At 74.2% G+C, this 26181-nt stretch carries 28 protein-coding genes; 17 read left to right on the top strand and 11 right to left on the bottom strand.

All coding sequences use genetic code 11. The features are described from left to right. Nucleotides 1–23: 23 nt before the first annotated feature. From BDZ31_RS08680 to BDZ31_RS08645, 8 genes are read left to right on the top strand one after another with little or no spacing between them, the layout of a single operon-like run. On the top strand, nucleotides 24–1478 hold the full coding sequence (locus tag BDZ31_RS08680; RefSeq protein WP_183341148.1) for an aldehyde dehydrogenase family protein: 1455 nt from the start codon (nucleotides 24–26) through the stop codon (nucleotides 1476–1478). Continuing rightward, nucleotides 1459–2025, top strand: coding sequence for a flavin reductase family protein (locus BDZ31_RS08675; RefSeq protein WP_183341146.1), 567 nt, complete (start codon nucleotides 1459–1461; stop codon nucleotides 2023–2025). The genes BDZ31_RS08680 and BDZ31_RS08675 overlap by 20 nt, the downstream gene beginning before the upstream one ends. After that, complete coding sequence (locus BDZ31_RS08670; protein ID WP_183341144.1) at nucleotides 2022–2447, top strand: ester cyclase; 426 nt, start codon at nucleotides 2022–2024, stop codon at nucleotides 2445–2447. The genes BDZ31_RS08675 and BDZ31_RS08670 overlap by 4 nt, the downstream gene beginning before the upstream one ends. Before the next feature lie 14 nt (nucleotides 2448–2461). Continuing rightward, nucleotides 2462–3799, top strand: a complete 1338-nt coding sequence (locus BDZ31_RS08665) for an LLM class flavin-dependent oxidoreductase (RefSeq protein WP_183341142.1) — start codon at nucleotides 2462–2464, stop codon at nucleotides 3797–3799. 28 nt (nucleotides 3800–3827) lie between these two features. Further along, nucleotides 3828–4658: an alpha/beta fold hydrolase gene (locus BDZ31_RS08660; protein WP_183341140.1), complete on the top strand. Its 831-nt coding sequence runs from the start codon at nucleotides 3828–3830 to the stop codon at nucleotides 4656–4658. A 43-nt stretch (nucleotides 4659–4701) separates the two neighbouring features. Continuing rightward, a complete protein-coding gene (locus BDZ31_RS08655; protein ID WP_183341138.1) occupies nucleotides 4702–5109 on the top strand; it encodes a RidA family protein in 408 nt (135 codons plus the stop codon). Then, nucleotides 5109–5399, top strand: a complete 291-nt coding sequence (locus BDZ31_RS08650; protein WP_183341136.1) for an antibiotic biosynthesis monooxygenase — start codon at nucleotides 5109–5111, stop codon at nucleotides 5397–5399. Before BDZ31_RS08655 ends, BDZ31_RS08650 begins: the two co-directional genes overlap by 1 nt. A 39-nt stretch (nucleotides 5400–5438) precedes the next feature. Beyond that, the gene (locus BDZ31_RS08645) at nucleotides 5439–6011 is read left to right on the top strand and encodes a VOC family protein (RefSeq protein ID WP_183341134.1); all 573 of its coding nucleotides are present in this window, start codon (nucleotides 5439–5441) and stop codon (nucleotides 6009–6011) included. 64 nt (nucleotides 6012–6075) lie between these two features. On the opposite strand, the gene BDZ31_RS08640 is transcribed toward BDZ31_RS08645, so the two are convergent. The 3 genes from BDZ31_RS08640 to BDZ31_RS08630 are packed head-to-tail and all read right to left on the bottom strand — an operon-like array spanning nucleotide 6076 to nucleotide 8488. Further along, on the bottom strand, nucleotides 6076–7131 hold the full coding sequence (locus tag BDZ31_RS08640) for a 3,4-dihydroxy-2-butanone-4-phosphate synthase (RefSeq protein WP_183341132.1): 1056 nt from the start codon (nucleotides 7129–7131) through the stop codon (nucleotides 6076–6078). Further along, a complete protein-coding gene (locus BDZ31_RS08635; RefSeq protein WP_183341130.1) occupies nucleotides 7128–7538 on the bottom strand; it encodes a carboxymuconolactone decarboxylase family protein in 411 nt (136 codons plus the stop codon). The genes BDZ31_RS08640 and BDZ31_RS08635 overlap by 4 nt, the downstream gene beginning before the upstream one ends. Further along, nucleotides 7535–8488 carry a fumarylacetoacetate hydrolase family protein gene (locus tag BDZ31_RS08630; protein WP_183341128.1) on the bottom strand — a complete coding sequence of 318 codons (954 nt, stop codon included), beginning with the start codon at nucleotides 8486–8488 and terminating at the stop codon, nucleotides 7535–7537. Before BDZ31_RS08630 ends, BDZ31_RS08635 begins: the two co-directional genes overlap by 4 nt. Before the next feature lie 163 nt (nucleotides 8489–8651). Between BDZ31_RS08630 and BDZ31_RS08625 the strand changes: the two genes are divergently transcribed. Continuing rightward, nucleotides 8652–9356 carry an IclR family transcriptional regulator gene (locus BDZ31_RS08625; RefSeq protein WP_183341126.1) on the top strand — a complete coding sequence of 235 codons (705 nt, stop codon included), beginning with the start codon at nucleotides 8652–8654 and terminating at the stop codon, nucleotides 9354–9356. Between the two features lie 68 nt (nucleotides 9357–9424). Here the strand turns inward: BDZ31_RS08625 and BDZ31_RS08620 are convergent, their stop codons facing one another. Next, complete coding sequence (locus BDZ31_RS08620) at nucleotides 9425–10585, bottom strand: MFS transporter (protein WP_183341124.1); 1161 nt, start codon at nucleotides 10583–10585, stop codon at nucleotides 9425–9427. A 94-nt stretch (nucleotides 10586–10679) separates the two neighbouring features. Between BDZ31_RS08620 and BDZ31_RS08615 the strand changes: the two genes are divergently transcribed. Then, the gene (locus BDZ31_RS08615; RefSeq protein WP_221242951.1) at nucleotides 10680–11324 is read left to right on the top strand and encodes an NAD(P)-dependent oxidoreductase; all 645 of its coding nucleotides are present in this window, start codon (nucleotides 10680–10682) and stop codon (nucleotides 11322–11324) included. A 46-nt stretch (nucleotides 11325–11370) separates the two neighbouring features. Then, complete coding sequence (locus BDZ31_RS08610) at nucleotides 11371–12780, top strand: FAD-dependent oxidoreductase (protein ID WP_183341121.1); 1410 nt, start codon at nucleotides 11371–11373, stop codon at nucleotides 12778–12780. A gap of 14 nt (nucleotides 12781–12794) precedes the next feature. Here the strand turns inward: BDZ31_RS08610 and BDZ31_RS08605 are convergent, their stop codons facing one another. Further along, nucleotides 12795–14405, bottom strand: coding sequence for an ATP-binding cassette domain-containing protein (locus BDZ31_RS08605; protein ID WP_183341119.1), 1611 nt, complete (start codon nucleotides 14403–14405; stop codon nucleotides 12795–12797). A gap of 71 nt (nucleotides 14406–14476) precedes the next feature. Between BDZ31_RS08605 and BDZ31_RS08600 the strand changes: the two genes are divergently transcribed. The 4 genes from BDZ31_RS08600 to BDZ31_RS08585 all read left to right on the top strand — a co-directional run bounded on the left by BDZ31_RS08600 (nucleotide 14477) and on the right by BDZ31_RS08585 (nucleotide 18040). Then, nucleotides 14477–15172, top strand: coding sequence for a TetR/AcrR family transcriptional regulator (locus tag BDZ31_RS08600; protein ID WP_183341117.1), 696 nt, complete (start codon nucleotides 14477–14479; stop codon nucleotides 15170–15172). Between the two features lie 34 nt (nucleotides 15173–15206). Beyond that, nucleotides 15207–16271, top strand: coding sequence for an enolase-like domain-containing protein (locus tag BDZ31_RS08595; RefSeq protein WP_183341115.1), 1065 nt, complete (start codon nucleotides 15207–15209; stop codon nucleotides 16269–16271). Nucleotides 16272–16406: 135 nt separating this feature from the next. Beyond that, on the top strand, nucleotides 16407–17081 hold the full coding sequence (locus tag BDZ31_RS08590) for a DUF4142 domain-containing protein (protein ID WP_183341113.1): 675 nt from the start codon (nucleotides 16407–16409) through the stop codon (nucleotides 17079–17081). Between the two features lie 77 nt (nucleotides 17082–17158). Continuing rightward, the gene (locus BDZ31_RS08585; RefSeq protein WP_183341111.1) at nucleotides 17159–18040 is read left to right on the top strand and encodes a manganese catalase family protein; all 882 of its coding nucleotides are present in this window, start codon (nucleotides 17159–17161) and stop codon (nucleotides 18038–18040) included. A gap of 4 nt (nucleotides 18041–18044) precedes the next feature. Here BDZ31_RS08585 and BDZ31_RS08580 read toward each other — a convergent pair whose 3' ends face one another. Further along, on the bottom strand, nucleotides 18045–19391 hold the full coding sequence (locus BDZ31_RS08580; protein ID WP_183341109.1) for an NAD-dependent malic enzyme: 1347 nt from the start codon (nucleotides 19389–19391) through the stop codon (nucleotides 18045–18047). Between the two features lie 111 nt (nucleotides 19392–19502). Beyond that, entirely contained in the window at nucleotides 19503–19883 is a 381-nt protein-coding gene (locus BDZ31_RS08575) for an ArsC/Spx/MgsR family protein (RefSeq protein ID WP_221242950.1), read from the bottom strand. A gap of 368 nt (nucleotides 19884–20251) precedes the next feature. On the opposite strand from BDZ31_RS08575, the gene ilvB reads away from it, so the two are divergent. Then, the gene (gene ilvB / locus BDZ31_RS08570) at nucleotides 20252–22093 is read left to right on the top strand and encodes a biosynthetic-type acetolactate synthase large subunit (protein ID WP_183341107.1); all 1842 of its coding nucleotides are present in this window, start codon (nucleotides 20252–20254) and stop codon (nucleotides 22091–22093) included. A gap of 22 nt (nucleotides 22094–22115) precedes the next feature. Here ilvB and BDZ31_RS08565 read toward each other — a convergent pair whose 3' ends face one another. Continuing rightward, nucleotides 22116–23135, bottom strand: coding sequence for a S1C family serine protease (locus tag BDZ31_RS08565; RefSeq protein WP_183341106.1), 1020 nt, complete (start codon nucleotides 23133–23135; stop codon nucleotides 22116–22118). Nucleotides 23136–23218: 83 nt separating this feature from the next. On the opposite strand from BDZ31_RS08565, the gene BDZ31_RS24505 reads away from it, so the two are divergent. Beyond that, nucleotides 23219–23938, top strand: coding sequence for a VOC family protein (locus BDZ31_RS24505; RefSeq protein WP_221242949.1), 720 nt, complete (start codon nucleotides 23219–23221; stop codon nucleotides 23936–23938). Nucleotides 23939–24038: 100 nt separating this feature from the next. Here the strand turns inward: BDZ31_RS24505 and BDZ31_RS08555 are convergent, their stop codons facing one another. The 3 genes from BDZ31_RS08555 to BDZ31_RS08540 form a co-directional block, all read right to left on the bottom strand. Continuing rightward, nucleotides 24039–24557, bottom strand: a complete 519-nt coding sequence (locus BDZ31_RS08555; RefSeq protein ID WP_183341104.1) for a hypothetical protein — start codon at nucleotides 24555–24557, stop codon at nucleotides 24039–24041. Between the two features lie 697 nt (nucleotides 24558–25254). Then, on the bottom strand, nucleotides 25255–25632 hold the full coding sequence (locus tag BDZ31_RS08545; protein WP_183341099.1) for a hypothetical protein: 378 nt from the start codon (nucleotides 25630–25632) through the stop codon (nucleotides 25255–25257). Nucleotides 25633–25634: 2 nt separating this feature from the next. Next, on the bottom strand, nucleotides 25635–25832 hold the full coding sequence (locus tag BDZ31_RS08540; RefSeq protein WP_183341097.1) for a hypothetical protein: 198 nt from the start codon (nucleotides 25830–25832) through the stop codon (nucleotides 25635–25637). Between the last annotated feature and the right edge of the window lie 349 nt (nucleotides 25833–26181).

Raw genomic sequence — 26181 nt, 5'->3', positions numbered from 1 at the left:
GTGATTGAGATGGGAGCAGGGAGATGACGGTCAGGCTGCCGGCGACGCAGCTGTATCTGGACGGGGAGTGGCGCGACGCCGCCGACGGCGGCGCCTTCGCGCTGGAGAACCCGGCCACCGAGGAGCGGATCGCCGAGGTCGCGTCCGCGACCGAGCGCGACGTCGACGCCGCCGTCGCCGCCGCCCGGCGCCAGTTCGACGGCGGCCCCTGGTCCCGCATGCCCGGCGCCGAGCGCGGACGCCTGCTCAACCGCCTCGCCGACCTGATCGAGCGCGACGTCGACGAGCTGGCGACGCTGGAGGCGCTGGAGGTCGGCAAGCCGGTCGGCGACCCGCGCGCGATCGACGTGCCGGCCGCCGCCGAGACCTTCCGCCACTTCGCCGGCTGGGCCGACAAGCTCCACGGCGCGACGATCCCCGTCCCGGAGATGGGCGGCAGACCGCGCCTCTCCTACACCGTGCGCGAGCCGGTCGGCGTCGTCGCGGCGATCACGCCGTGGAACGCGCCGACGATGATCGCCGCCTGGAAGATCGCGCCGGCGCTGGCGGCCGGCTGCACCGTCGTCGTCAAGCCGCCGGAGGATGCGCCGCTGACCGCGCTCAAGCTCGCCGAGCTGGCCGCGGAGGCCGGCATCCCGGCCGGGGTCCTCAACGTGCTGCCCGGGCTCGGCGCGGTCGCCGGCGCGGCGCTCGTCCGCCACCCCGGCGTCGACAAGGTCTCCTTCACCGGCAGCCCGGAGGTCGGCGCCGAGATCGCGCGCGTCGCCGGGCCGCCGTTCAAGAAGGTGACGCTGGAGCTGGGCGGCAAGTCGCCGCAGGTGATCCGCGCCGACGCCGACCTCGACGCCGCGCTGCCGGTCGTCGCCGCCGCGCTGTTCGCCAACGCCGGCGAGATCTGCGCCGCCGGCTCGCGCGTGCTCGTCCATCGCGACCGACGCGACGAGGTCGTCGAGCGGCTCGCCGCGGCGGCGCGCGAGCTGACCGTCGGCGACCCGTTCGACCCCGCGACGAGAATGGGCGCGCTGATCAACGCCGCCCAGCGCGAGCGGGTGCTCGGCTACGTCGCCGCGGGCGAGCGCGAGGGGGCGACGCTCGTGACCGGCGGGCGCCGGATCGACCGCCCGGGCCACTTCGTCGAGCCGACCGTCTTCCTCGGTCGCAACGACCTCACGATCGCGCGCGAGGAGATCTTCGGCCCGGTCGGCACGGTGATCGAGTTCGCCGACGACGCCGAGGCGCTCGCGCTCGCCAACGACACGAGATACGGCCTCGTCGCGATGCTGTGGACGCGCGACCTGTCGGCCGCCCACCGGCTCGCCGCCGGCGTCCGCGCCGGCGCCGTGTGGGTCAACGGCTGGGGTATCCCCGACCCGCGGCTGCCGTGGGGCGGCGTGAAGGCGAGCGGCATCGGCCGCGAGCTCGGCCTCGCGGGGCTGCACGCGAACACGGAGGAGAAGGTTGTCTCGGTCATCCTCTGACGCGGCCCGGTCCGCGACCGCGCCCGGCGCGCCCGCACCCGGAGCGCCCGGCGCGTCGCTCGCCGACGCCGTCCGTCAGGTCCACCGCGGCTACCCGACCGGCGTCACGATCGTGACGGTCGCGGTCGACGGGGTCCCGTACGGCCTCGCCGTCAACGCCTTCTCGTCGATCTCGCTGGAGCCGCCGACGGTGATGGCCTGCGTCGCGGAGTCGTCGCAGACCCACCCGCACCTGCTGCGCGGCGACCACTTCGCGGTCAACGTGCTCGCGCACGACCAGGCCGCCGTCGCGGCCGCCTTCGCCAGGTCGGGCGGCGACAAGTTCGCCGCGCTGCGCTGGCGGCCCGGCCGCCGCGGCTCGCCGCTGCTGGACGGCGCCGCCGCCCACCTCGAGGTGGAGGTCGAGTCGAGGACGCCGGCCCACACGCACACGATCTTCGTCGGGCGCGTCGTCGACGCCGACTCCACCGGCGCGGCACCGCTCGTCTACCTTGGCGGCCGCCTCTACGACGGCGACCGCCTGCAACCGGCCGGGGAGGCCGCATGAGCACGACCGCTGCAGAGGCCAACCGCTCCGCGCTGCTCGCCGCCTGGAGGGCGATCGACGACGAGGGGCGGCTGGATGAGATGGGCCGCTGGTTCGCGCCCGGCTACGTCCGCCGCTCGGCCGACGGCGAGTACACGCGCGAGGGCTTCCGCGACGTGCTCGCCGCGCTCAAGCGCGGCTTCCCGGATCTGAGCACGCGGATCGAGGACGCCGTCGCCGAGGGCGACCGCGTCGCCTACCGCTGGGTCGCGATCGGCACGCACGCCGGCGACTACCTCGGGATCGGCCCGACCCACAAGCGCATCACCGCGACCGGGATCACGATCAGCCGCTTCGACTCCGAGGGGCTGATCGTCGAGGACTGGGCGTCATGGAACAAGGCCAGCGTGCTGCACGCGCTGGGGATCATCCCGCTCGGCTGAGCAAGGACCAGCAGATGAGAGACATCGAATTCTTCGTGCTCCACGACGGCGAGTACCCGTTCGTGCCGCACAACGACGAGATCGGCCAGTGGTCGCGCACGAACTTCATCTCGCTGCCGACCGAGTTCTACGACGGCCCGTCGGCGCGCCGGATGCTCGACGACTTCCTCGACACCTTCGTCTTGGCCGAGAAGCTCGGCTTCGACGGCGTCCTGCACAGCGAGCAGCACAACGGCCCGATCGGCCTCAGCGGCAGCGGCCTGACGCTGTCGGCCTACATCGCGGCGGTCACGAGCAACATCAAGATCGCCGCCGTCGGCCCGATCATGAACGCCTACCAGTCGCCGATCCGGCTCGCGGAGGAGGTCGCGCTGGTCGACCAGCTCTCCAACGGGCGGCTGGTGCTCGGCCTGCCGATGGGCACCGGGATGCAGTACCACAGCTACGGGAACATGAACCCGGCGTTCGCACGCGAGCGCTGGAACGAGGCCCACGAGCTGCTGATCGCGGCGATGACGAGACCGGGCCCGTTCGACTTCCAGGGCAAGCACTTCCACGTCCCGTACGTGAACCTGTGGCCGCGCCCGGTCCAGGCGCCGCACCCGCCGATCTTCATCCCGGCGGCCGGCTCCCGCGAGACGCTGGAGCTGACCGCGAAGCACAGATACACCTACCAGGCGGTCCTCAACCCGCGCGCGGCGCTGAAGCGCAACTGCGACCTCTTCCGCGAGCTGTGCGAGCAGAACGGCTACGAGGCCGATCCGCGGCAGATCTCGGTCAACCTCTTCGTCCACGTCGCCGAGACCGACGAGCAGGCCCGGCGCGAGGTGGAGCCGCACATCATGTGGCTGATGCAGAACTTCTTCCGCTCGACCTTCCAGGACTCGTTCCCGCCCGGGCACGTCTCGCTGAGGTCGCTGCGGGGGATGGTCGACGGCGGCTACCGCAGCAAGCCGCCCGCCGAGATGACCTGGGACGACCTCGTGCGCGAGCGCTGGATCGTTGTCGGCTCGCCCGAGACGGTCGCCGCGGGGATCGAGGAGATCGTCGACGAGCTGGGCGCCGGGCGCGTCTGCCTGTCGGCCAACAACGGCACCGAGCCGCTGTGGATGATCCACAAGAGCCTGACGCTCTTCGCCGAGCAGGTGCTGCCGCGCTTCCGCCCCAAGGGCGCCGCCCCGACCTGGGCGCGCGAGCCGCAGCCGATCCCGCGCACGCGCGCCGAGCTGGCCGTCCGCTCGCAGCCGAGGCGCCAGCCGCAGGCCGAGATCGAGGGCGTCGGCATCGTCGAGACGCTGACGGCCCACGTCCCCGAGCTGCGCAGAGCGGTGCGCGATCGGCTCGACGCCTGACCTCTTCCCGATCTGCAGAAGGAGCCTCATGGCTGAGACGACGACGGCCCCGCTGTGGCCGTTCCACACCGAGCCGGAGTTCATCGAGGTCGACGGCCTCAGAACCGCCTACCGCCGCGACGGCGCCGGCGAGCCGGTGCTGTTCCTGCACGGCGCCGGGCAGACGCGCCGGTGGCTGCCGTTCCACCAGGCGCTGGCGGAGCGGGTCGAGCTGCTGGCGCCCGAGCACCCCGGCTTCGGCGACACGCCGCTGACCCCCGAGGTCGACCGCATCGACGACGTCGTGCTCCACTACGACGCGCTCGTGCGCGCCTTCGGGTGGGAGCGCTTCCACCTCGTCGGCCACTCGCTCGGCGGCTTCCTCGCGGCCGAGTTCGCCGTCTACTACCCGGAGCGGGTCAAGAGCCTCACGCTCGTGACCGCACCGGGCCTGCGCGTCCCCGGGCACCCGATGGCCGACGTCTTCCGCATGACGCCGGAGGAGGCCGACGGCCTGCTCTTCAACGGGCACGCGGCGGAGTACGCGGAGTACCTGGAGGAGGGCGACCCCGGCGAGGCGCTGATCCACGGCTACCAGGAGATGACGATGCTCGCGCGGCTGCACTTCAACCCGCGCTACGACGTCAAGCTCGACCACCGCCTCGCGCGCGTGACCGCTCCGGCGCTGCTCGTCGCCGCGGAGGACGACCGCCTGATCCCCGGCGCGCACATGGAGCGCTGGGCGGAGCTGCTGCCGAACGGGCGCCTGGAGGTCCTCACGGGCGACAGGCACCCGACCGGCCACCTGCCGCACGTGACCGAGCCGCGGAAGCTCGCCACGACGATCGCCGACTTCGTCGCCGCGCAGGCCGGCGCCTGAGCGGCCACACCGAACCCACCACACAGCAGAAGGAGAACGCACGATGTCCGACTGGGTCTCGTTCCGGCCGCCCGGCACCCCGCATCCGTTCGCGCTCGCGATCGCGAGCGACCAGGCCGTCTTCGTCTCGGGCCTCAGCGGCCACGATCCGGAGACCGGCGAGCTGCCCGACGACATCCCGGCGCAGGCGCGCCAGGCGATGCTCAACCTGAAGGCGTCGCTGGAGGCGTCGGGCTCGTCGCTCGACGAGATCGTCTGGTTCCACCCGTACGTCACCAAGCGCGAGTACGCGCTGGAGATGGACGAGGTGATCAAGGAGTTCATCGGCGAGATCCCGCCGGCCTCGGGCGCACTGGTCATCTGCGACCTCGCCTTCCCCGGCATGAGACTCGAGTTCGAGGCGGTCGCCGTCAAGGGCGCCCGCCGCGTCGCCCACCCGGCCAACGGCTGATGAGCGCCTGCTTCGAGCTGGTCCGCTTCGCGCCGAAGGCCGGCGCCGAGGAGGCGCTGGCGGCGGCCCGCCCGGCGATGGAGGCCGCCTTCCGCGCCGCCTACCCGGGCCTCGTCGACCTGCGCCTCGGGCGGCTGGAGGACGGCACCTACGCCGACCTGTTCGTGTGGAGAACGCGCGCCGACGCCGACCACGCGCAGGCGACCGAGCACGACATGCCGGAGTTCCAGGCGTTCGTCGCCAACGTCGAGCGTCTGCTGGCCCACGACTTCGGGACGCTCGTCGCCTGACGGCGCTCCCTCACTCATCTGATCAGGAGGACCGTCGCAATGGCAGTGGCAGTGGAGAAGATCGGGCACATCGGCATCGCGGTGCGCGACATGGAGCGGACGATCCGCTTCTACACGGAGGTCCTGGGCCTGCGCCTGACCGAGCAGTTCGAGTACCCCGAGGACGAGATCGGTCACGGCGTCGCGGTCACGGCGGGCGCGTTCGTCCGCTGCGACACGACCCATCACTGCATCTCGATCTTCACGCTCAAGCAGGGCGCCGAAGAGGTCGAGGGCGTCGGCTACGGGCTGCACCACATCGCGTTCGAGATCGCGACGCCGGAGCGGCTCCTGGAGCTGTACCGCGAGTTCAAGTCGCGCGGGGTCGAGATCGTCAACGCCCGCCGCGGCGGGCCGGGCAACCAGCCGCGCTTCTACGCGCGCGACCCCGACGGCAACCTGCTCGAGTTCTACTGGGGCATCGACCACATCGGCTGGGACGGCCGTCCGCGCCCCTACCCGCCGATCGAGGAGATCGACCTCGAGTCGTTCGACTTCGAGGCGTTCCTGGCCCAGCGCGAGCAGGACGCCGCGGCCGCCCAGGAGCAGGCCTCGGGGGACCGCGTCGCCTGAGCGGGGCGACACGAGGGGAACGAGGACGCCGCCGCCGGCATCGCCGGCGGCGGCGTTTCGCTTCTCAAAGCGAGAAGGGGCGCGTCTTGAGCGAGCGCACGCCGAGGTCCGTCAGGACGTGCGTGGCGACGTGCGCGTGGTGCGTGGCGGCGAGGAGGTCGTGGGCGGAGGCGGCGAAGCCGTCGGCCGGCCCGTCCTCGCCGTCCGCGAGCGTGCGCGGGGCGAGCGACAGCAGCACGCCGCCGCGCTTCGCCGTGCGCGCGAGCGCGGCATCCAGCTGCGCACGGCGGCCGGCGCGGGCGGCGTCGAAGGCGTCGAGCAGGGGGTCCTGCACGTGCACCTCGACCGGCGCCGGGGCGGCCGCGTCGCGGTCGGCCGGCAGCAGCGCGAGGTGTCGGCCCGGCAGCAGCCGGTCGGCATAGGAGACGGCGCGGACCGGCCCGGCGGTCGTCTCCAGCGGTCGGTCGGCGACCCGCCGCACGAGCGGCTCGGAGCGCAGCAGGTGGTCGAGCACCTCGATCGTCGAGACGACCCGCGCGCCGATCCGCTCGGCGAGCGCGTCGAGCGCCGCACCGGTCGCCGGCTGGCCGGCGGCGTCCATCGCCTGGCAGAGCGCGGCGCCGCCCGGGAGGCCGGCGAAGGCGGCGAGCGCGGCGCCGGCCGCGAAGGCGTCGGGGCGCCGTGGCAGGTCGTCGCGCTCGACGCGGTGGGCGGTGATGTGGCCGGGCTTGGCGACGTCGGCGGCGGTCGCCTCCGGCGAGCTGGCGATCCGCATCGTCAGCGCGCGATCGGCCGCGGAGATACCGGTCGTCACGCCTTCGGCGGCCTCGATCGCGACCATCGCCGGCGGCGGGCCGCCGGGCCGCGGGCGGCCGAGCGCCCACAGCTCCAGCGCCCGGCAGCGCTCCTCCTCGAGCGCCAGCAGCGGCATGCCGGCCGCCTCGCGCAGCATCGTCGCGACCATGTCGGCCGTGACCGTGCGTGCGGCGGCGACGAGGAAGCCGGCGCCGCCGGTCTCCGGCGGCTCGACCAGCAGCGCCATCTCGCCCGCCGCGACCTCAGCGACGGCCGCCTCGAAGGCGGCCGACGCGGGCGCGGCGAGCAGTCCGGCGGGGGTCATGCCGACGCGGCGTCGGACTCGGCGTCGACCGCGGCGAAGACCTCTCTCGCGAGCCGGAAGGCCTCGACGCCGGCGGGGATGCCGGCGTAGATCGCGAGCTGGATCAGCGTGTCGCGGATCTCCTCGCGGGTGCAGCCGTTGCGCAGCGCGCCGCGCAGGTGGAGCTTGAACTCGTCGGAGCGGTTGAGCGTCCCGATCATCGCGAGGTTGAGCAGCGAGCGGTCGCGCCGCGACAGCGCGCCGTGCTCCTCGCGGCCCCAGCCGGCGCCCCAGCAGAACTCGGTCACGAGCCGCTGGAAGTCGCGCGAGAAGTCGTCGGCGCCGCCCTCCAGCGCTCTGTCGACGTACTCGGCGCCGACGACGGCGCGGCGGATCTCCAGCCCGCGCTCGAACAGCTCGTCGCTCATCGCAGCGCCTCCTCGGCGACGACCGGGTTGGTGAGCACGCCGACGCCCTCGACCTCGACGCGCACGACCTCGCCCGGCTGCAGGAAGCGCGGCGGCGTGCGCTTGAAGCCGACGCCGGCCGGCGTGCCGGTCGGGATCACGTCGCCGGGCTCCAGCTCGACGAACTCGGAGAGGTGGGCGACGATGGTGGGGATGTCGAACAGCATGTCCTTCGTGTTGCCGTCCTGCTGCAGCTCGCCGTCGATGTGGGTCGTGATCCGCAGCGCGTGCGGGTCGGCGACCTCGTCCTTGGTGACGAGCGCGGGGCCGAACGGCCCGGAGGCGTGGAAGTTCTTGCCGGCCGTGTACTGGGTCGTGCGGAACTGGAAGTCGCGGATCGTCGCGTCGTTGAAGACCGAGTAGCCGGCGATGTGGTCGAAGGCCGCCTCCTTGGCGATGTGGCGGCCGCGTCTCCCGATCACGATCGCCAGCTCGCCCTCCCAGTCGAACTGCTCGGAGACGGTCGGGCGCACGAGCGCGCCGCCGTCGGGCAGCAGCGTCGCGGCGAAGCGGGTGAAGATGATCGGTATGGGGGAGAGCTCTCTGCCGGCCTCCCGCGCGTGCTCGGCGTAGTTGCGCCCGACGCAGATGATCTTCGGCGGCTGCGGCACCGGCGGCAGCAGCTGCACGTCGGCGAGCGGGGCGCGCAGCAGCTGCGCGGCGGCGCTCGCCGGGTCGAGCGAGCGGGCATGGTCGAGCGCGGCCCGGGCGTCGGCGAGCGCCGGCTCGCCGAGCGCGAGGAAGGCGAGCACGTCGGCGGGGACGGTCGCGTCGGCGTGGGCCTGCGCGGTCGCGCGCCCGGCGGCGCGGGCGCGCGCGGCCGCGGCGCGGTTGAGGTCGACGACGGCGTCGCCTCCGTCGAGGGCTCCGAGCCGCTGCTCGCCGGCCTGGAGGTACGTCGCAATTCGCATGTGGCGTCCGTTATTCGGTTACAGTAGTTCGACGATAGCGTCTGTTCGGCGGAGTCGTCAACGCTTCCGAGCCGTCCGCTGCGAACGCAACGGCATGGTTTGTTCCGCATAGCGGATAAACTCGGCCGTTGGAGACGCGCTCCCCGACCGAGGCCCACGACCCATGGCAGAGACTTCGAAGACCGCCGACCACGCGCTCACCGTGCTGCTGAAGCTGACCGAGGACGGTCCGATGACGCCGGCCGAGCTGGCGCGCGAGCTGGGGCTCAACCGCACCGTCGTCCATCGCCTGCTGACGACGCTGCGCGAGCGCGGCTTCGTCACCCGCTCCGGCGGCGGCTATGTCCCCGGCGCGATCGTCGTGCGGATGGCCGAGCGGGTGCAGCCGGAGCTGCGCGCGGCGGCGGCCGGCGTGATGGCCCGCCTCGGCAGAGACGTCGGCGAGACGATCGTCCTGCACATCGCCGACGGCGACGACGCGATGGTGCTCGAGCAGTACGTCGGCGACCAGCACGTCGTCCGCGTCGAGCACATGATCGGCTCGCGCCACTCGCTCACGCAGGGCGCCAGCGGTCGCGCGCTGCTCGCCTTCATGTCGCCGGCGACGATCGACCGCGTGCTGCGCAGAGTGCCCTCGCCCGAGGGCCTGCGCAAGCAGCTGGAGGGGGTTCGGCAGCTCGGCTACGCGCTCTCCCACGACGAGCTGCAGCAGGGCGTCCACGGCCTCGCGGTGCCCGTGATGCACGACGGCCACGCCGTCGCCTCGCTCGCGATCCTCGTTCCGACGACGCGCGCGACCGGCCTCGCCGAGCACATCGACGTGCTGCGCGAGGCCTCCGCGCAGGTCGCCGCGAAGCTGTACGGCTGAGTCGTGCCGCGGAGCGCCCGCGCGGCGCGGGGGCTCCACGGTCGCCGAGCGGCGGGGGCGCGGTCGCCTCAGGCCGGCTGCCGCGCGAGCAGCGCCGCGGTCGCGACCATCGCGGCCGCCGTCGCCAGGCACGGCGCCGCCGCGCCGCTGAGCGACGACAGCGCGCCGGCGCCCGCCGAGCCGACGATCTGGCCGCCGGACCAGCAGAGGTTGAAGAGCGCGAAGGCGTGGCCGTCGCCGACGCCGGCGCGCTCGACCAGTCGATGGAGGCGGACGCTGCCGGCCGGCCAGAAGCAGGCCGAGGCGGCGCCGCCGAGCACGAGCGCGGCGGCGAGCGCCGGCAGCGTGCCGAGCGAGCCGAGCAGCGCGATCGGCGCGGCCATCAGCGGCAGGCGGAGCAGCACCGGCCAGCGGACGCCGCGACCGTCGGCGACGCGGCCGAGCAGCGGGTTGAGCAGCGCCTCGCTGCCGCCCGCGACGACGAAGACGACGGCGATCAGCGCGGCCGAGGCGCCGAGCGCGTCGAGTCGCAGCGGGCCGAGGTAGTAGACGAGGCCGAGCGCCGTCGCCGGCAGCAGTACGAGCCACAGCGACCACGCCGTCTCGCCGCGCGCGCCCCGCGCCGCCAGCGCCGCCGGCGAGCGGCGTTCCTCCTGTGGCGGGGCGCCGTCCGGGAGTCGCGCCATCCCGGCGGCGAGCGCGAGCGCGAGCGCCGGGATCAGCGCGAACAGCAGCGCGGGGGAGAGCGCGACGGCGAGCGCTCCGAGCGGCGGCCCCAGCAGCGCGCCGGCCGGCGCGAGGCCGAGCAGCGTGCCGAGCGCGGTCGCGCGCTGGTGGGCCGGCGCGACGGCGGCGACCCAGGTCAGGCCGGCGGCGCCGATCGCGGCGGCGCCGCAGCCCTGTGCGAAGCGGGCGGCGTCGAGCAGCGCGGGCGTCGGCGCGAGCCCGAAGGCGATGCTCGCCAGCGACAGGAGCGCGAGGCCGAGCAGCATCGCCCGCTTGCCGCCGAGTCGCGCGGCGAGCGCGCCGGCAGGCAGCGCGAACAGCAGCGCGCCGGCGGGGAAGGCGGCCGACAGCAGGCCGGTCGCGGCCGGTCCCAGCTCGAGCTCCCGCTCGTAGTGGGGCAGCAGCGGCGCCAGCACGGTGAACATCGCGCCTTCGAGGAAGAGGGCCGGCGCGACCAGCGGGAGGACGCGGCGGACGCTCGGCGCCGCGGAAGTGGAGGCCATCGTGCGAGCACGGTACCCGAATATCGAGCTAATGTGTTCGACTTACGGTATAGTCGCCGCTCTCGCTTCGTCCTGCACCAAGGAGATGTCACCCATGAACGTCGCGATCTTCGGCGCGACGGGCGCGATCGGCAGCCGTGTCGCCGTCGAGGCGCTCGGGCGCGGCCACGCCGTCACCGCGGTCGTCCGCGATGCGGCGCGCGCGCAGGCGCTGCCGCCCGGCTGCACCCCCGTCGTCGGCGACGTGACCGACGCGGCGAGCGTCGCCGCGGCCGTGCGCGGCCACGACGCCGTGGTCAGCGCCGTCGGCGGCGTGCCGCCGGAGGGGCCGCCGGTCGCGGTCGCGGCGGCGCGGGCGCTGATCGCCGGGCTGCCGCAGGGCGGCGTCGAGCGGCTGCTGGTCGTCGGCGGCGCCGGCAGCCTGTTCGTCGCCCCGGGCCTCCAGGCGGTCGACGCGCCCGGCTTCCCGGACGCGTGGAAGCCGGCCTCGCTCGCGCAGCGCGAAGCGCTCGAGATCTACCGCGCCGAGGCCGGCGTGCTCGCCTGGACCTACCTCAGCCCGGCCGACGTGATCGAGCCGGGCGAGCGGACCGGCGCCTACGCGATCGGCGGCGAGCAGATGGTGCGCGACGCCGACGGCGACAGCCGCATCTCGATCGAGGACTACGCGGTCGCGCTCGTCGACGAGCTGGAGCGCGGCGCGCACGTGCGCGCTCGCTTCACCGTCGCGTACGCGTGAACGCCGCGTGACGCAGCAGACTCCCCACGACAGAGGACAGACAGACGTGGCACAGAAGGCAGCAGAGATCTCGCACTGGTTCGCGCAGATGTACGGCGAGCAGGCCGCGGTTCCGGCGCGCGCGCCGCTGAGCGGCTCGCGCGACGCGGACGTCTGCATCGTCGGCGCCGGCTACACCGGCCTGTGGACGGCGTACGCGCTCAAGCGCGCCGAGCCGTCGCTCGACGTCGTGCTGCTCGACGCCGAGACGACCGGCTTCGGCGCCTCCGGCCGCAACGGCGGCGCCGTGATCGCGCAGCTCGCCGGCTCGCGCGAGCATTGGGTGCAGCGGGGCGGGCGCGACGGCGCGCTCGCGATCGAGCGGGCGCTGCAGGCGACCGTCGACGAGATCGGCGCGACCGTCGAGCGCGAGGGGATCGACTGCTCCTTCTCCAAGAACGGCGTGATGATGGTCGCGCGCAACGACCTGGAGCTGCGTCGCTTCCAGGCGTCGGTCGAGGCCGACCGCCGCTGGGGCTTCGGGCCGGAGGACAGCACGATGCTCGACGCCGCCGGCGTCGCGGAGCGGATCGCGATCGACGGCGCGCTCGGTGCGCGCTTCAGCCGCCACTGCGCCAGCATGCACCCGGGGCGGCTCGTGCGGGGCCTCGCCGACGCGGTCGAGCGGCTCGGCGCGACGATCCACGACCACTCGCCGGTCACCCGCGTCGAGCCGCACGCGGCGCACACGGCGCGCGGAACGGTGCGGGCGAGATTCGTCGTGCGCGCGACCGAGGCGTACACGGAGAGCGTCGGCGGCGCGAGCGGGCTGATCGTCCCGATCCACACCTCGATGCTCGTGACCGAGCCGATCCCCGCGGAGCTGTGGGAGCAGGTCGGCTGGGCCAGACGGGAGGCGCTGCTCGCCGAGCATCCCTTCCTGCACCTCCAGCACACCGCCGACGGCCGCATCACGATCGGGGGCGACGACAACCGCGTCCCGTACAAGTTCCGCTCCAGCCCCGGCGAGCCCGGTCCGGCGATCGAGAGAGTGCGGGCGATGTACCACGCCGAGCTGGTGAAGCTGTTCCCGGCGCTGCGCGACGTGAAGATCGAGCGGAGCTGGACCGGCGTCTTCGGCACCTCGCGCCGCTGGGTCCCGACCGTCGGCGTCGACCGCGCGACCGGCCTCGCCTGGGCCGGCGGCTACGTCGGCGAGGGCGTCGCGCCGTCGAACCTCGCCGGCCGCACGCTCGCCGACCTGCTGCTGGGCCGCGACACCGAGCTGTCGCGCCTGCCGTGGGTCGACAGCCGCCCGCTGCCGCGCTGGCACCCGGAGCCGCTGCGCGCGATCGGCTCGACGCTCGTGTGGGCGATGCGCGACGTCGGCGACAGACGCGAGCTGCGCACCGGCAAGCCGTCGCGGATCCTCGCGCTCGGCAACAAGCTCGCCGGGTACGGCGGCCACCTCGGCTGAGCGCTCGCTTCCGCTCAGGCCTCGCGCACCGAGCCGTCGTCCGCGAAGTGGAGGCGGCGGTCGGCGTCGGCGGCGAACCAGCGGTCGTGGGTGGCGAAGAGGACGGCGCCGGCGTAGCCCTGGAGACCCTGCTGGAGCGCGTCGGCGCTGTGGAGGTCGAGGTTGTCGGTCGGCTCGTCGAGCAGCAGGAGCGTGGCGCCGGCCAGCTCCAGCAGGAGGATCTGCAGCCGCGCCTGCTCGCCGCCGGAGAGCGTCTCGAACGGCTGGTCGCGGGTCGCGGCGAGCTCGTAGCGGGCCAGCGCTGCGATCGCCTCGCCGCTCTCCAGCGCGTGGTCGGCCATGACGATCGCGGCGGGCGTGCGGCCGTGGAGGTCGGGGCGCCGGTGGGTCTGGACGAAGAGGCCGGGGAGAACGCGGGCGCCGAAGCGGAGCGTGCCGTCGTGGGGCGGGCGCGACGGCCCGGGCGCCATTCGGGCGCCCGGCCGCCCCGCGTCGGCGAGCAGCTCGAGGAAGCGGGACTTGCCAACGCCATTGGCGCCGTGCAGCGCGACGCGCTCGCCGAACCAGACCTCGAGGTCGAACGGTCGCAGCAGGCCGGGGATCGCGAGCCGCTCGGCGATCACCGCCTGCTTGCCGGTGCGGCCGCCCCGCAGCCGCATGCGGACGTTCTGCGGCTGCGGCGGCGCGGTCGGCGGCCCGGCTGCCTCGAACCGCGCGAGACGTGCCTGCGCGGCGCGGTACGAGCCGGCCAGCCCGTCATTGCGCGCGGCGCTCTGGCGGCGCGCGTGCACGAGCTGGCGCAGCCGCGCGCGCTCGCGGTTCCAGTCGCGTCGCCGCGCCTCGAGCCGGCCGAGGCGACGGCGGCGCGCCTCGGCGTAGGTGGCGAAGCCGGCCGGGTGCACCCAGACGCCGCCGTCCTCGACGGTGACGACGCGGTCGGCCGCGGCGGCGATCACCTGGCGGTCGTGGGAGACGAGCACGACCGTCTTGGCGGTCGCCCGCAGGTCGTGCTCGAGCCGTTCCTTGGCGGGAACGTCGAGCGCGTTGTCGGGCTCGTCCAGCAGCACGATCTCGTCGGGCCCGCGCAGCAGCGCCTCCAGCACGAGCCGCTTCCGCTCGCCGCCGGAGAGCGAGGCGACGGGACGATCGGCGACCTCGGCGTAGGGAAGCCCGAGCGCGTCGCGGGCGACGGCATCCCACACGACCTCGAGCTCGTAGCCGCCGGCGTCGGCCTGCTCGGCGAGCGCCGCCGCGTAGGCGAGCTGCGTCGCCTCGTCGCCGCGCTCGGCCAGCCGCGCCTCGGCGCGGGCGAGCGCGGCGGCGGCGCGCCGGATCCGCGGAGGCGCGACGGCCAGCAGCTGGTCGCGGACGCTCCCGCTCCCCGGGCCGGCGCCGATCAGCTGCGGCATGAAGCCGACGCCGGCCGACGCGGTGACGCTGCCGCCGTCGGGGTGCAGCTCGCCGGCGATCAGTCGCAGCAGCGTCGTCTTGCCGCCGCCGTTGGGCCCGACGAGGGCGACCGTCTCGCCGCCGCCGACGGCGAACGAGACGCCGTCGAGCAGCAGCCGGCCGTCGGGCCGCACGTAGCGCAGGTCGCGGACCTCCAGGTGCGCGGCGCCGGTCATCCCAGTGCTTCCGGATCGATGATCTGGTTCTCGAACACTGTTCTAGAACCGGAACGATAGCCTGCCGAGCGATGAGCGTCTGGTTGCAGCCCGAGCGCCGGGGGCGGGACAAGCCGTCGCTGACCCGTGCGCGGATCGTCGAGGAGGCGGTCGCGCTGCTCGACGAGGAGGGGGTCGCCGGCCTGACGATGCGCCGCCTGGCCGAGCGGCTCGACGCCGGCCCGACGACGCTCTACTGGCACGTCCCGACCAAGGACGACGTGATCGACCTCGCGCTCGACGCGATCTTCGCCGACGTCCCGATCCCGAGACGCCCGAGCCGCGACTGGCGCCGCGACGTCCGCGCGCTCGTCTCCGCCTGGCACGCCGCGATGCTGCGGCACGGCTGGTCGGCCGCGCTGCTCGGCCGCCCGCTGCTCGGCCCCAACGTCCTCGCGCGCACCGAGCACCTCCAGGCGACGCTGCGGCGCGCCGGCCTGCGCGAGCCGCATCTCACCGCCGGCACCCACGCGATCGCCGACTACGCGATCGGCTCGGCCGTCACCCGCTCCAGCTGGGAGCGCACCACCGACCCCGAGCTCCGCCGCGCCGCTCGCGACCACCTCCGCGCCCACCGCGACGACTACCCGACCCTCCACGCCCACGGCCATCTCGACGACCGCGACGAGGACCGGACCTTCGCGCTCGGACTCGACTACCTGCTCGACGGCCTCGCTCGGCACGCCGGCGCGGGCGACGGCGACGGCACCGGCACGTCAGGCCGCTGACCGCAGCCGGCCGCTCGGGCTAGGCTGCGGGGCGATGGCGCACACGGAATCGCTCTGGCCGCGGCTGGCTGACCTGCCGCTCGTCGTCGAGTCGTGCGAGTACGAGCGGCTGCACGCCGTCCTCGCCCACGAGTTCGAGCGCGTGACGACGCACGTGCGGCTCGCCGGCGGCGGCGTCGAAGGGGTGGGGGAGGACGTCTCGGTCCATGTCGAGGACGGCACGTCGCTGCACGAGGCCCGGCCCGCGCTGCCGCTCGCCGGCGTGTGGACGCTCGCCGGCTTCTGCGACCACCTCGCGACGCTCGATCCGTGGCCGAGACCGCCGGAGTGGGAGGCGGCCCGGCGCTATCGCACCTGGGCGTTCGAGTCGGCGGCGCTCGACCTCGCCCTGCGCCAGGCCGGCCGCTCGCTGCACGACGCGCTCGGCCTCGAGCCGCGACCGGTCCGCTTCGTCAACTCGCTCGGCCTCGGCGAGCAGCCGTCGATCGAGCACGTCCGCCGGCGGCTCGCCCGCTCGCCGGGCGTGCGCTTCAAACTCGACGCGGAGGCGACCTGGGCGCCGGCGCTGGTCGACGAGGTGGCCGCGACCGGCGCGGTCGACACGATCGACTTCAAGGGCCGCTACGGCTTCGAGGTCGAGGATCCGGCGGCGCTCGGCGCGCTGTACGACCGCGTGCTCGCCGCGTTCCCCGACGCCTACCTGGAGGATCCGCACGACCTGCCCGAGATCGCGCGGCGGCTCGGCGCCCACGTCGAGCGCGTCTCCTACGACGCGCCGATCCACACCGCCGACGACATCGGCGCGACGTCGCCGCCCGGACGCGTGGTGAACGTCAAGCCGTCGCGCATCGGCAGCCTGCGCGAGCTGTTCGAGGTCTACGCCCGCTGCGCGCGAGAGCGGCGGCCGATGTACGGCGGCGGCATGGGCGAGCTGGGCGTCGGCCGCGGCCAGATCGAGCTGCTGGCCGCGCTCTTCCACGCCGACGCGCCCAACGACGTGGCGCCGAGCGCGTACAACGAGGACGCGCCGGCAGGCGAGCTGCCGGGCAGTCCGCTGACGCCCCGCCCCGACGCGGTCGGCTTTCGCTGGGCCGCGTAGCGGGCGACGGGACAGACCGGGGGAGCCGCCCGCCGCCCGGGCAGAAGTGCCCGGGCGCCGGGTGCGCGGCAACGCCCGCGTGAGCCTGCGGTCGGTGGGTATCGAAGCGGTCCGTCAACTTGGAAAGGAGCGGCCATGCGCCTCTCACCCAAGCCGCTCGCGGTCGTGATCGCCGCGGCGGCCCTCGTCGTCCTGCCCTCCACCGCATCCGCGAACGACGGCCCGAGGCATGCCGACGGGCACAGTCGCCACGCGCGGATCGCCCCGATCTCCGCGGAGGCGTACCTGCCCGCGGCGGCACAGGCCAACCGCTTCGAGATCGTGACCGGGCAGCTCGCCCAGCAGCGGGCCGAGTCGAGCGAGGTCAGAGCGCTCGGCGCGATGTTCGTGACCGACCACACCAGACTGCTCGAGCAGGGCAGCGCCGTCGCGGCCGCCCTCGGCGTCGCCGTGCCGGAGGGACTCTCACCGCGGCAGCAGGCGACCGTCGAGGCGCTCGCGCGTCTCCGCGGTCCCGACTTCGACGCGGCCTGGATCGACGCGCAGATCGCGGCGCACCGGGACGCGCTGCTGCTGAACCTCCGCGCCGCCATCCGCGGCGAGCAGCCGCAGATCCGCACGCTCGGCCAGGGCGCGCTGCCGATCATCACCCGTCACCTCGGCGAGCTGCTCGACCTCTCCGAGGCCGCCCGCGGCCCGGGGAACGACCGGCACGGGGACAACGGACGCCGCGGTGACCACGGCGATCGCGGCGACCACGGCGGCCGCAAGCACGGCCACCACCGCCATGCCCACGCGCGTCAGCGCTGAGGACGGCGCGCCGCTCGCGTGGTTGAGCCGGCGACGGGCGGGCACGTAAGCGGTCCAGGCCACAACGAGGAGGCTTCATGTTCCACCATCACAGAGAGCTGGCCTACACGGTGCGCGTCGACAGACCGAACCCGGTCTTCGGGCGCATGCTGCAGCAGGCGATCGGCGGCCCTGAGGGCGAGATGCGGGTGATGAACCAGTATCTCTTCCAGGCGTGGGGGACGCGCGGGCCGAAGAGATACCGCGACATGCTGCTCGCCACCGGGACGGAGGAGATCGGCCACATCGAGGTGCTGGCGACCGCGGTCGCGATGAACCTCGACGGGATGCCGTCCGAGAAGGTCGAGGACGTTGTGACGAACCCGCTGGTCTCCGCGCGGATGGGCGGGATCGAGCCGCGCCACTTCCTCTCCGCGGGCCTCGCGGCGATGCCCTCCGACGCCAACGGCGTCCCGTTCAACGCCGCTTGCATCGACGTCGGCGGCAACCTGACCGCGAACATGCGCGCCAACGTCGCCGCCGAGGCGATCGGACGCACGCTCGCGGCGCGGCTGCGGGAGCTGACCGACGATCCGGGGATGAAGGACATGCTGTCGTTCCTGATCGCGCGCGACACGATGCACCAGCAGCAGTGGATGGCGGCGATCGAGGACATCGGCGACACCTTCGCCTCGGCACCCAACGACGTGATCGACGAGGGCGGCTACAAGGAGTACGCCTACGCCTTCTTCAACCACTCCGACTCGCCCGACGCGGAGATGGGCCGCTGGTCCCAGGGCGCGTCGCTGGACGGGCGGAGCGAGTTCCACGTCGGCGACCCGCATGCCGTCGCGGGCCAGGAGCCGGAGCTGATGGGCGGCCCCGTCTCGGTCCACGCCGGCCGCGAGGCGACCCGCTCCGACGGTCAGGGCGGCGGCGTCATGGACAAGGTCAAGGGCGCCGTCGACAAGATGACGTGAGCGGTCAGGCGGCGCGCGGCGCCGCTGCGGCGCCGCCGCCGTCCACCGCGGCGCCGCTGTCGATCGCGGCCTGCCGGACGGCCTGGGCGACGGCGTCGTGGACGGCCGGGTCGAGCACGTCGGGGACCAGCTCGGACTCGACCGTCAGCCCCGCCAGCGCCCAGGCGGCCGCGCGCTTCATCTCGAGGTTGATCGCGCTCGCGCCGGCCAGCAGGGCACCGTGGAAGATGCCCGGGTAGCCGAGCACGTTGTTGACCGAGGTGCCGTCGGCGGCGAAGGCCGCGCCGGCCGCCAGCGCGACGTCGGGCTCGATCTCCGGCACCGGGTTGGTCAGCGCCAGCACGACCTGTCCCGGGCGCACGAGCTCGGGCGAGATCAGACCGGGCTGGCCGCTGGTCGCCACGACGACGTCGGCCTCGCGCATCACCGTCTCGAGGTCTGCGACCTCCATCCCGCGCGCGCTCGCGCGGTCGCGGGCGCCGGGGTTGGGATCGGTCGCGACGAGGCGTCTGACGCCGGCGTCGTGGATCAGGCTGGCGATGCCGAAGCCGGCCGCGCCGAGGCCGATCTGGCCGACGACCGCCTCGTCGAGCCGCATGCCGGCGTGGCGGCAGGCGGCGATCGCCGCCGCGAAGGTGACGACGGCCGTGCCGTGGACGTCGTCGTGCATCACCGGCTGGGGGAGGGCCTCGATCAGCCGCCGCTCGATCTCGAAGCAGGCCGGCGCCGAGATGTCCTCCAGGTGGATCCCGCCGAAGCCCGGCGCGATGCGGACGACCGTCTCGACGAACTCGTCGACGTCCTTGGTGTCGACGAGGATCGGCACCGCGCTGATCCCGACCAGCTGGCCGTAGAAGAGCGCCTTGCCCTCCATCACCGGCATCGCGGCGACCGGGCCGATGTCGCCGAGGCCGAGCACGCGCGTCCCGTTGGTGACGATCGCGACCGAGCGCCCGATCATCGTGAACTTGCGCGCCAGCTCGGGATGCTCGTGGATCGCGGTCGAGACGCGCGCGACGCCGGGCGTGTAGACGTCGCGGACGTGCTGGTTGGACTCGACCGCGCGCACGCCGCGGACCTCGAGCTTGCCGCCGTCGTGGGCGATGAACGCGCGGTCGTGGTACCAGCTGACGTGCACGTCCGGCAGCTCGGCCAGGCCCGCCGCCAGCTCGTCGGCGTGCGCCTTGTCGCGCACCTCGATCGTGATCTCGCGCAGCGCCTCGTGGCGGGCGACGGAGATCGTCGAGACGTCTCCGACGACGCCGCCGTGGCGGGCGATGCAGGCGCACACCGTCGCCAGCTGCCCGACGCGGTGCGGGATCCGAAGTCGATACGTGCAGTCCAGAGCCATGGAGCAGCCTTCTCAGCGGTCGGCGAGTGCGGTCGGCGCCGTAGCCTACTGTCTACAGTCGGCAAACCGTCGGCTCGCCGGCGGCTGGGCGGGCCGGGCGACCCGGCTCGCTCACGCCTCGACGACGGCTCTCCCGGTCGCGGCCCACGCGCGCTGGCGCTCGCGGGGGCGCCCGATCACGACGTTCACGCCGTCGTCGAGGATCGGCCGCTGCAGCAGCGAGGGATGCTCGAGCAGGATCGCGACGACGGCGTCGGCGTCGAGGCCGTCGGCGTCGAGCCCAAGGTCTCTGTACTTCTTGTCGCGCCGGATCAGCGCGTCGACCGGATCGCCCTGGAGGCGCGCGGCCAGCGACCGCAGCTCGGCCTCCGACAGCCGCTCGGCGACGAGCAGGTACTTGCGGACGGTCACGTCGTGGCCAGCCTCGGTGAGGGCGTCGAGCGCGTGCGCCGAGGTGGAGCAGTGGGGGTTGTGCATCAGTGTCAGGGTCACGGGGCTGATCCTAAGCGCGGTGGCGGGCGGCGGCGCGGGGCGACGGCTGTCGCGCCGACCTCGGTTCCGGCGCCACAGGCGTCGGGCTGCGCGCGAGCGCGGGTGGGCTACGATCACGCCATGACCGTCGCGGCTCCCAGCATGCGCTCCCCGCACCGGGACCTCCCGCGGTCGGCTCGCCTCGCCGCGATCGTGCGCGCCATTCCCCGCTAGGGGAATCGGTCGACAGCGTCCTCGCACGCCTCCCAACCCCAGGCCTCGCCGCAGCCGGTGCGCCGGTGCCGCCGAGGCCGCTCCGCCCGCAGCCGGCGCCACGGCGCGGCGCCGCCGGCGGAGCCGCACACGATCTCCGCGACCCCAGGACTCCGATGCCCGTCGACAAGCCCGCCGCGACCGCCGTCGCGGACACCGCCGCAACCGCCCCGCCCGCCGCAGCCGTCGCTGCGACCGCTCCCGCGACCGCTCGCCCGTCGGTCGGCGCCGACGTCGTGCTGCGCGCCTTCGAGGCCGAGGGGGTGACGGTCTGCTTCGGCATGCCGGGAGGGGCGATCCTGCCGATCTACGACGCGATCGCGCGGAGGACGTCGGTCCGGCACGTGCTCGTCCGCCACGAGCAGGGCGCCGGGCACATGGCGGAGGGCTACGCGCGTGCGTCGGGTGAGGTCGGCGTCGCGCTCGCGACCTCGGGCCCCGGCGCGACCAACCTCGTCACGCCGATCGCGAACGCGCGGATGGACTCGACGCCGCTGGTCTGCGTGACCGGCCAGGTGCGCGCCGAGCTGATCGGCACCGACGCCTTCCAGGAGTGCGACATCGCCTCCGTCGTCGCGCCGCTGGTGAAGCGCGCGTGGCAGGTGCGCGACGTCGAGCGGCTCGCCGAGGTGCTGCACGACGCATTCCGGCTCGCCCGCAGCGGCCGGCCCGGCCCGGTGCTCGTCGACATCCCGCGCGACGTGCAGGAGGCGCCGTGCGCGTACGCCGCGCCGCGGTCCGCGGGAGGGGCCGACGGGGCGGTCGGAGCGCGCTCGCGCGGCGCGGAGCCGCGGCCGGAGGCGGCGGCGGTGGGGGAGGCGGCGGCGCTGATCGCCGCGGCGCAGCGCCCGGTCCTCTACGTCGGCGGGGGCGCGGTCAACGCCGACGCCGGCGCGGAGCTGCGCGCGCTCGCCGAGCGGGCGCAGGCGCCGGTCGTGACGACGTTGATGGCGAAGGGCGCGCTGCCGGAGTCGCACCCGCTGCACGCCGGCATCCCGGGCATGCACGGGCACAAGTTCGCCAACCTTACGCTCAACGAGGCCGATCTCGTGGTGGCGGTCGGCGCGCGCTTCGACGACCGCGTCACCGGCCGGCTCGACGCCTTCGCGCCGGTCGCGAAGGTCGTCCACCTCGACGTCGACCCGCGCGAGATCGGCAAGATCCGCCGCGCCGACGTCGCGCTCGTCGGCTCCCTGCGCGAGACGCTCGCGCGGCTCGCCGAGCAGGTCGACGGGGGTGACGCGGCCGCGTCACGGACCGCCGCCTGGCGCGAGCGGATCGCCGCCTGGCGCGAGCGCTTCCCGCTCCACTACGAGCCGGCGCCGGCCGACGCGCCGCCGAAGCCGCAGCAGGCGCTCGAGCTGCTGCACGCGGCGGTCGCCGAGCGCGGCGGCGACGCGATCTGGACGACCGGCGTCGGCCAGCACCAGATGTGGGCGATGCAGTACCTGGGCTGCGAGCGGCCGCGGTCGTTCCTCACCTCCGGCGGTCACGGCACGATGGGCTTCGGCGTCCCCGCCGCGGTCGGCGCCCGCGCGGCGCGGCCGGGCGCGACGGTCGTCTGCGTCGACGGCGACGGCTCCTTCCAGATGGCCGCGCAGGAGCTGGCGACCGCGGTCCAGGCCGATCTGCCCGTGCTGGTCGTCGTGCTGAACAACCGGGTGCTGGGGATGGTCGACCAGTGGCAGCACCAGTTCTTCGAGTCGCGCCGCTCCCACGTCGACCTGTCGGAGCCGACTGACTGCGCCGCGGTCGCGCGCGGCTTCGGCGCGCGGGCGTGGACGGTTCGCACCGTCGCCGAGCTGGAGCGGGCGCTCGAGGAGGCGCTCGCCGCGGGCGGCACGGCGGTGCTCGACGTCCACACCGCGCCGGGCGAGGTCCTCTACCCGATGATCGAGCCCGGCCGCGCGGCGGTCGACATGGTCGAGCATCCGGCGCTGGCGGCGCCGCGGCGGTGAGCGCGGGCAGGTCGGCGGCCGCTCAGCGTCCGCCGACCTGCAGCTCGACCGGCCGCAGCTCGAGCGTCCGCTCCTCGCCGCCGCGGACGATCCGCAGCGCGACGCGCTGGTCGATCAGCTCGGCGACGAGCAGTCGCTGGAGCTCGGAGACGCTCGCGATCGGCGTGTCGTCGACCGCGACGATCAGATCCTCGGGGCGCAGGCCGGCGCGCGCGGCGGGGCTGCCGTCGACGATCTCGACCACCTCGATGCAGCTGGAGCGCCCGAGTCGCGCGGCGATCCGCGGCGGCAGCGGGCGCGAGCCGCCGGCGATGCCGACGTACGCGCGGCGGACGCGGCCGTCGCGCATCAGCGCGGAGACGATCTGCCGCGTCGCCTCGTTGATCGGCACGGCGAGCCCGAGGCCGACGCCGGCGACGGCGGTGTTGATGCCGACGACCGCGCCGCGCCCGTCGACGAGCGCGCCGCCGGAGCTGCCCGGGTTGAGCGCGGCGTCGGTCTGGATCACGTTGTCGATCACCCGCGCGATCCCCCGTGCCGGCAGGGAGCGGCCGAGCGCCGAGACGACACCGGCGGTGACCGTTCCGGCGAACCCGTGCGGGTTGCCGATCGCGACGACGAGCTGGCCGACGCGCAGGCGGTCGGCGTCGCCGAGCTGGGCCGGCGCGAGTCCGGCGCCGTCGGTCCGCAGCAGCGCCAGGTCCGACAGGGGGTCGACGCCGATGATCTCCGCGGTGCGGTCGGTGCCGTCGACGAACGACGCCCGTACCCGCGTGGCGCGCTCGACGACGTGTGCGGAGGTCAGCATGAAGCCGTCCGGCGTGATCAGGACCCCGCTGCCGCCGCCCTCGACCGGGCGCCCGCCGGCCGTGCGCCCGCGTGCGCGCAGGTTGGCGACCGACGGCGCGAGCTGCTCGGCCACCTCCGTCACGACGCGCGAGTAGGCGTCGAGCGCCTCGCCGTCGTCGGGCCGTTCGCGCCGGGGCGGCGGCGATGCTCTCTCCGGGCCGCGTGCGTCCTCGATCCAGACGAGTTCGCCCATCGAGCCGAGGCTAGCAGGGCGGGTTCGGGCCGCAGCGGGGCTCGGGGTGGGCGCCGTCTCCGGCGCCTGCGAGACTGCGTCGGATGTTCGACCACGTCACGATCACCGTCGCGGACCGGGAGGCCTCGGTGCCGGTCTACGCCGCGATCCTCGCCACGCTGGGGATCGAGCCGACGGCCTTCGACGAGTTCGGCGACTTCTCGATCGCGTCGGCGAGCGACGCGCGGCCGGCGACGCGCGGTCTCCACATCGGCTTCCGCGCGCCGTCGCGCGCGGCGGTCGACGCCTTCTGGCAGGCCGGCACCGCCGCCGGCTGGTGCAGCGACGGCGAGCCGGGCCCGCGGCCGCAGTACGTCGAGGACTATTACGGCGGCTTCCTGCTCGACCCGGACGGCAACAGCATCGAGGCCGTCCACTACGGCACGATGCGCGACCAGGGCGAGATCGACCACCTCTGGATCCGCGTCGCCGACGTGCCGGCCGCGACGCGCTTCTACGAGCTGGTCGCGCCGCACGGCGGCTTCCGGCCGGTCGAGAGGCGCGAGGGCTACGTGCGCTTCAGCGGCGGGCCGCGCGGCGGCTCGTTCTCGCTCCTGGACGACAGAGCGCCGACCGAGCACGTCCACCTCGCCTTCCCCGGCACGGCCGCGCAGGTCGAGGCGTTCCACCGCGAGGCGCTCGCCGCCGGATACCGCGACCACGGCGCGCCGGGCGAGCGGCCGGAGTACCACCCGGGCTACTACGGCGCCTTCGTGCTCGACCCCGACGGCAACAACGTCGAGATCGTCGACCACAGACGGTGAGGGGCGCGGGCGCGTCGGGGCGCGGGCGTGCTGTGCGGCCGCCGCGGGCGCGCGGGCGCGCTGTCCGGCCGCCGCGGGCGCGCTGTGCGGCCGGGCGCGGTCAGCCCTCCTGGCGGCCGCCTTCGGCCTGGGTGTCGCCGCGCGCCTTCTGCACCAGCTCCGCGAGCCCGATCTCGGCCGACTCGACGACGACGTAGACGAGCGCGGCGGCGAAGCTCGCCAGCGGCCAGGCGGCGGCGCCGTCGACCAGCTCGGCCGTTCCGATCGCCGCGCCCACGCCCGCGCTGACGGAGGCGACGTTGAGCGCGGTGCCGAGCAGTCTGACCTCTGCGTGCGCGACGCGGGAACGAACGCGGAACCCGCGCGAGACGATCCCCTCCAGCAGGGCCACCGAGAGCGCGGCGCCGACGCCGAACAGCAGGATCTCCGCGACCGTGCCGGAGCCCTCGATCGTGGTGAGCGCACCGAACGTGGCGGTGATCATGATCGAGAAGCCGAACGCGGTCGCGTTGCCGTGCACCGACGTCGCGACCGCCTGCCCGACCGGCCCGTGCGATTGCTCGCGGCCCGGCTCCTCGCCGCCGGACCCGTGCCGCTTGTCGTCTGTCCGTCCAGCCATGACGCTTCAGATACCCGGAGCGCTCGGGTCCAGCCCTGCGCGGGGGCGCCCGCCGGCACGCCGGCGCGGTCCTCGCCGAGGATGCCCTAGCTTCGACACTGATGCCGGTACGCGGCGGCTATGAGTCGCCCAGTTCGAGACGAACCGACGCCCGGCGAGTTCGTGCGCGACCCATTCGCCAACCCCGGCGCGATCATCGCGGCGGGGTTGGTCCCGCGAGCGCTCGATGGCGGAGCGCCTCGAGCTGGCGATCAGCTGGAGCAAGACCGCGTCCCGGCATGCTCCGCGCGACCGAGCACGCCGCTCCCAGACGGTGACGTTCGACGCCGGCGAGCTGTTCCGCGCACTCGCACGCCACGACGTCGCCTTGGCTCCGTGAGGTCGCGGCGCGCAGGCAGCGTCGGTCAGCGGCTGTGAGGCGCGCTTCCCTTGAGGCAGAAAACCCGAAGTTTGCGCGGCATTCTTGAGGATGAGCGACGGGACTCGGACCCGCGACCGCCTGGACCACAATAAGGCGCTCTCAGACGCTGCGAACGTCGCAGAAGTCCGGGATTTGCAGGGAGTTCTGCGCGCGGGCGCGGCGCCGCTTTGCGCAGGAGGCCCCAGCGGATTGGCGTGGATGGTGGGCGATTCCGCGGGATTCAGCCACTCGCAGGGCGTGAGTGCCGGAACGACTCCTGCCGCTGGCGTGAACGCGCTACCGCTTGCCGTGCTTGCGCTCGTGCGCGATCCGATAGACGCTCGGCCGGTTGCCGCTCGGGTGGCGGACGCCGAACGCAATCACTCGCAGCGCGAGCGGTCGGGATGGATGAACGGCAGGAACGAAGACGAGTCCGAAGCGCCCAGTCGGCCAGGGCACATACGTCTTCAGGCACCCGCCGAGATCGGTGCCATCGCGGCCTTCTGCGTCACATCGCTTCAAACGAGCCATCTGAAGACCGCCCGAACGGTTCAGGTCGCGCTGAAACGTCTCAAGCGCGACACGCGCGCCGCCCGGCAGATGGTGCAGATCCTCCGCGATGGCGTGCTCGTCGAAGAGAACAGGCACCACAGGCCCGACCGGGCTGTCTGCCACGGTCAGCCTTCGCCGTCGGCGGGCAGATGCCCGAAGTGACGATCGAACTCGTCCGGCGCCAGCTCACGCTCGCCGTGGCGCGCAAGGATCGCCTCGACGCTGAGGTCGGGCCGCAACACCAGACGCCCATCCGCCCGCTGATCCTCGACCACATAGTCGCCCGACAGATCGCCGGTCAGCTTCACGTGCGCCTCGTCCATGCCTCCCAGTGTCGCACGCCGGCCCACGGAACCTCTACAGCGCATGTGTTGTCAGGCACGTCAGTGAACGGAGCGCGACCGATGCATTCGCCGGGCGTGAAGCCCGCCCGCGCTTCGGTGGGATGGGTACGGCGGGGCATGGGCGCGAGCCAAGCCAATCGGACCTAGTTTGCCGGAATAAAGGCACTCGTGCCTGAAATCACCCTCCGCGCACCCGGCGCCGACGCGCCCCAGAAACGCAGAAACCCCCGCGCTAGAGGGTGTCGCACAAACCCCGGCCTGTGGCCGGGGTTTGTGCTGTCCGGGGGCTTTAAGACGATGCCGTGGTCGGCGTCGTCGGGGAGGTGCT

This window comes from Conexibacter arvalis, assembly GCF_014199525.1.
Classification (GTDB): Bacteria; Actinomycetota; Thermoleophilia; order Solirubrobacterales; family Solirubrobacteraceae; genus Conexibacter; species Conexibacter arvalis.
The sequence above is the reverse complement of the archived record's forward strand: the minus strand, read 5'-3'. Positions and strand labels throughout refer to the sequence as shown.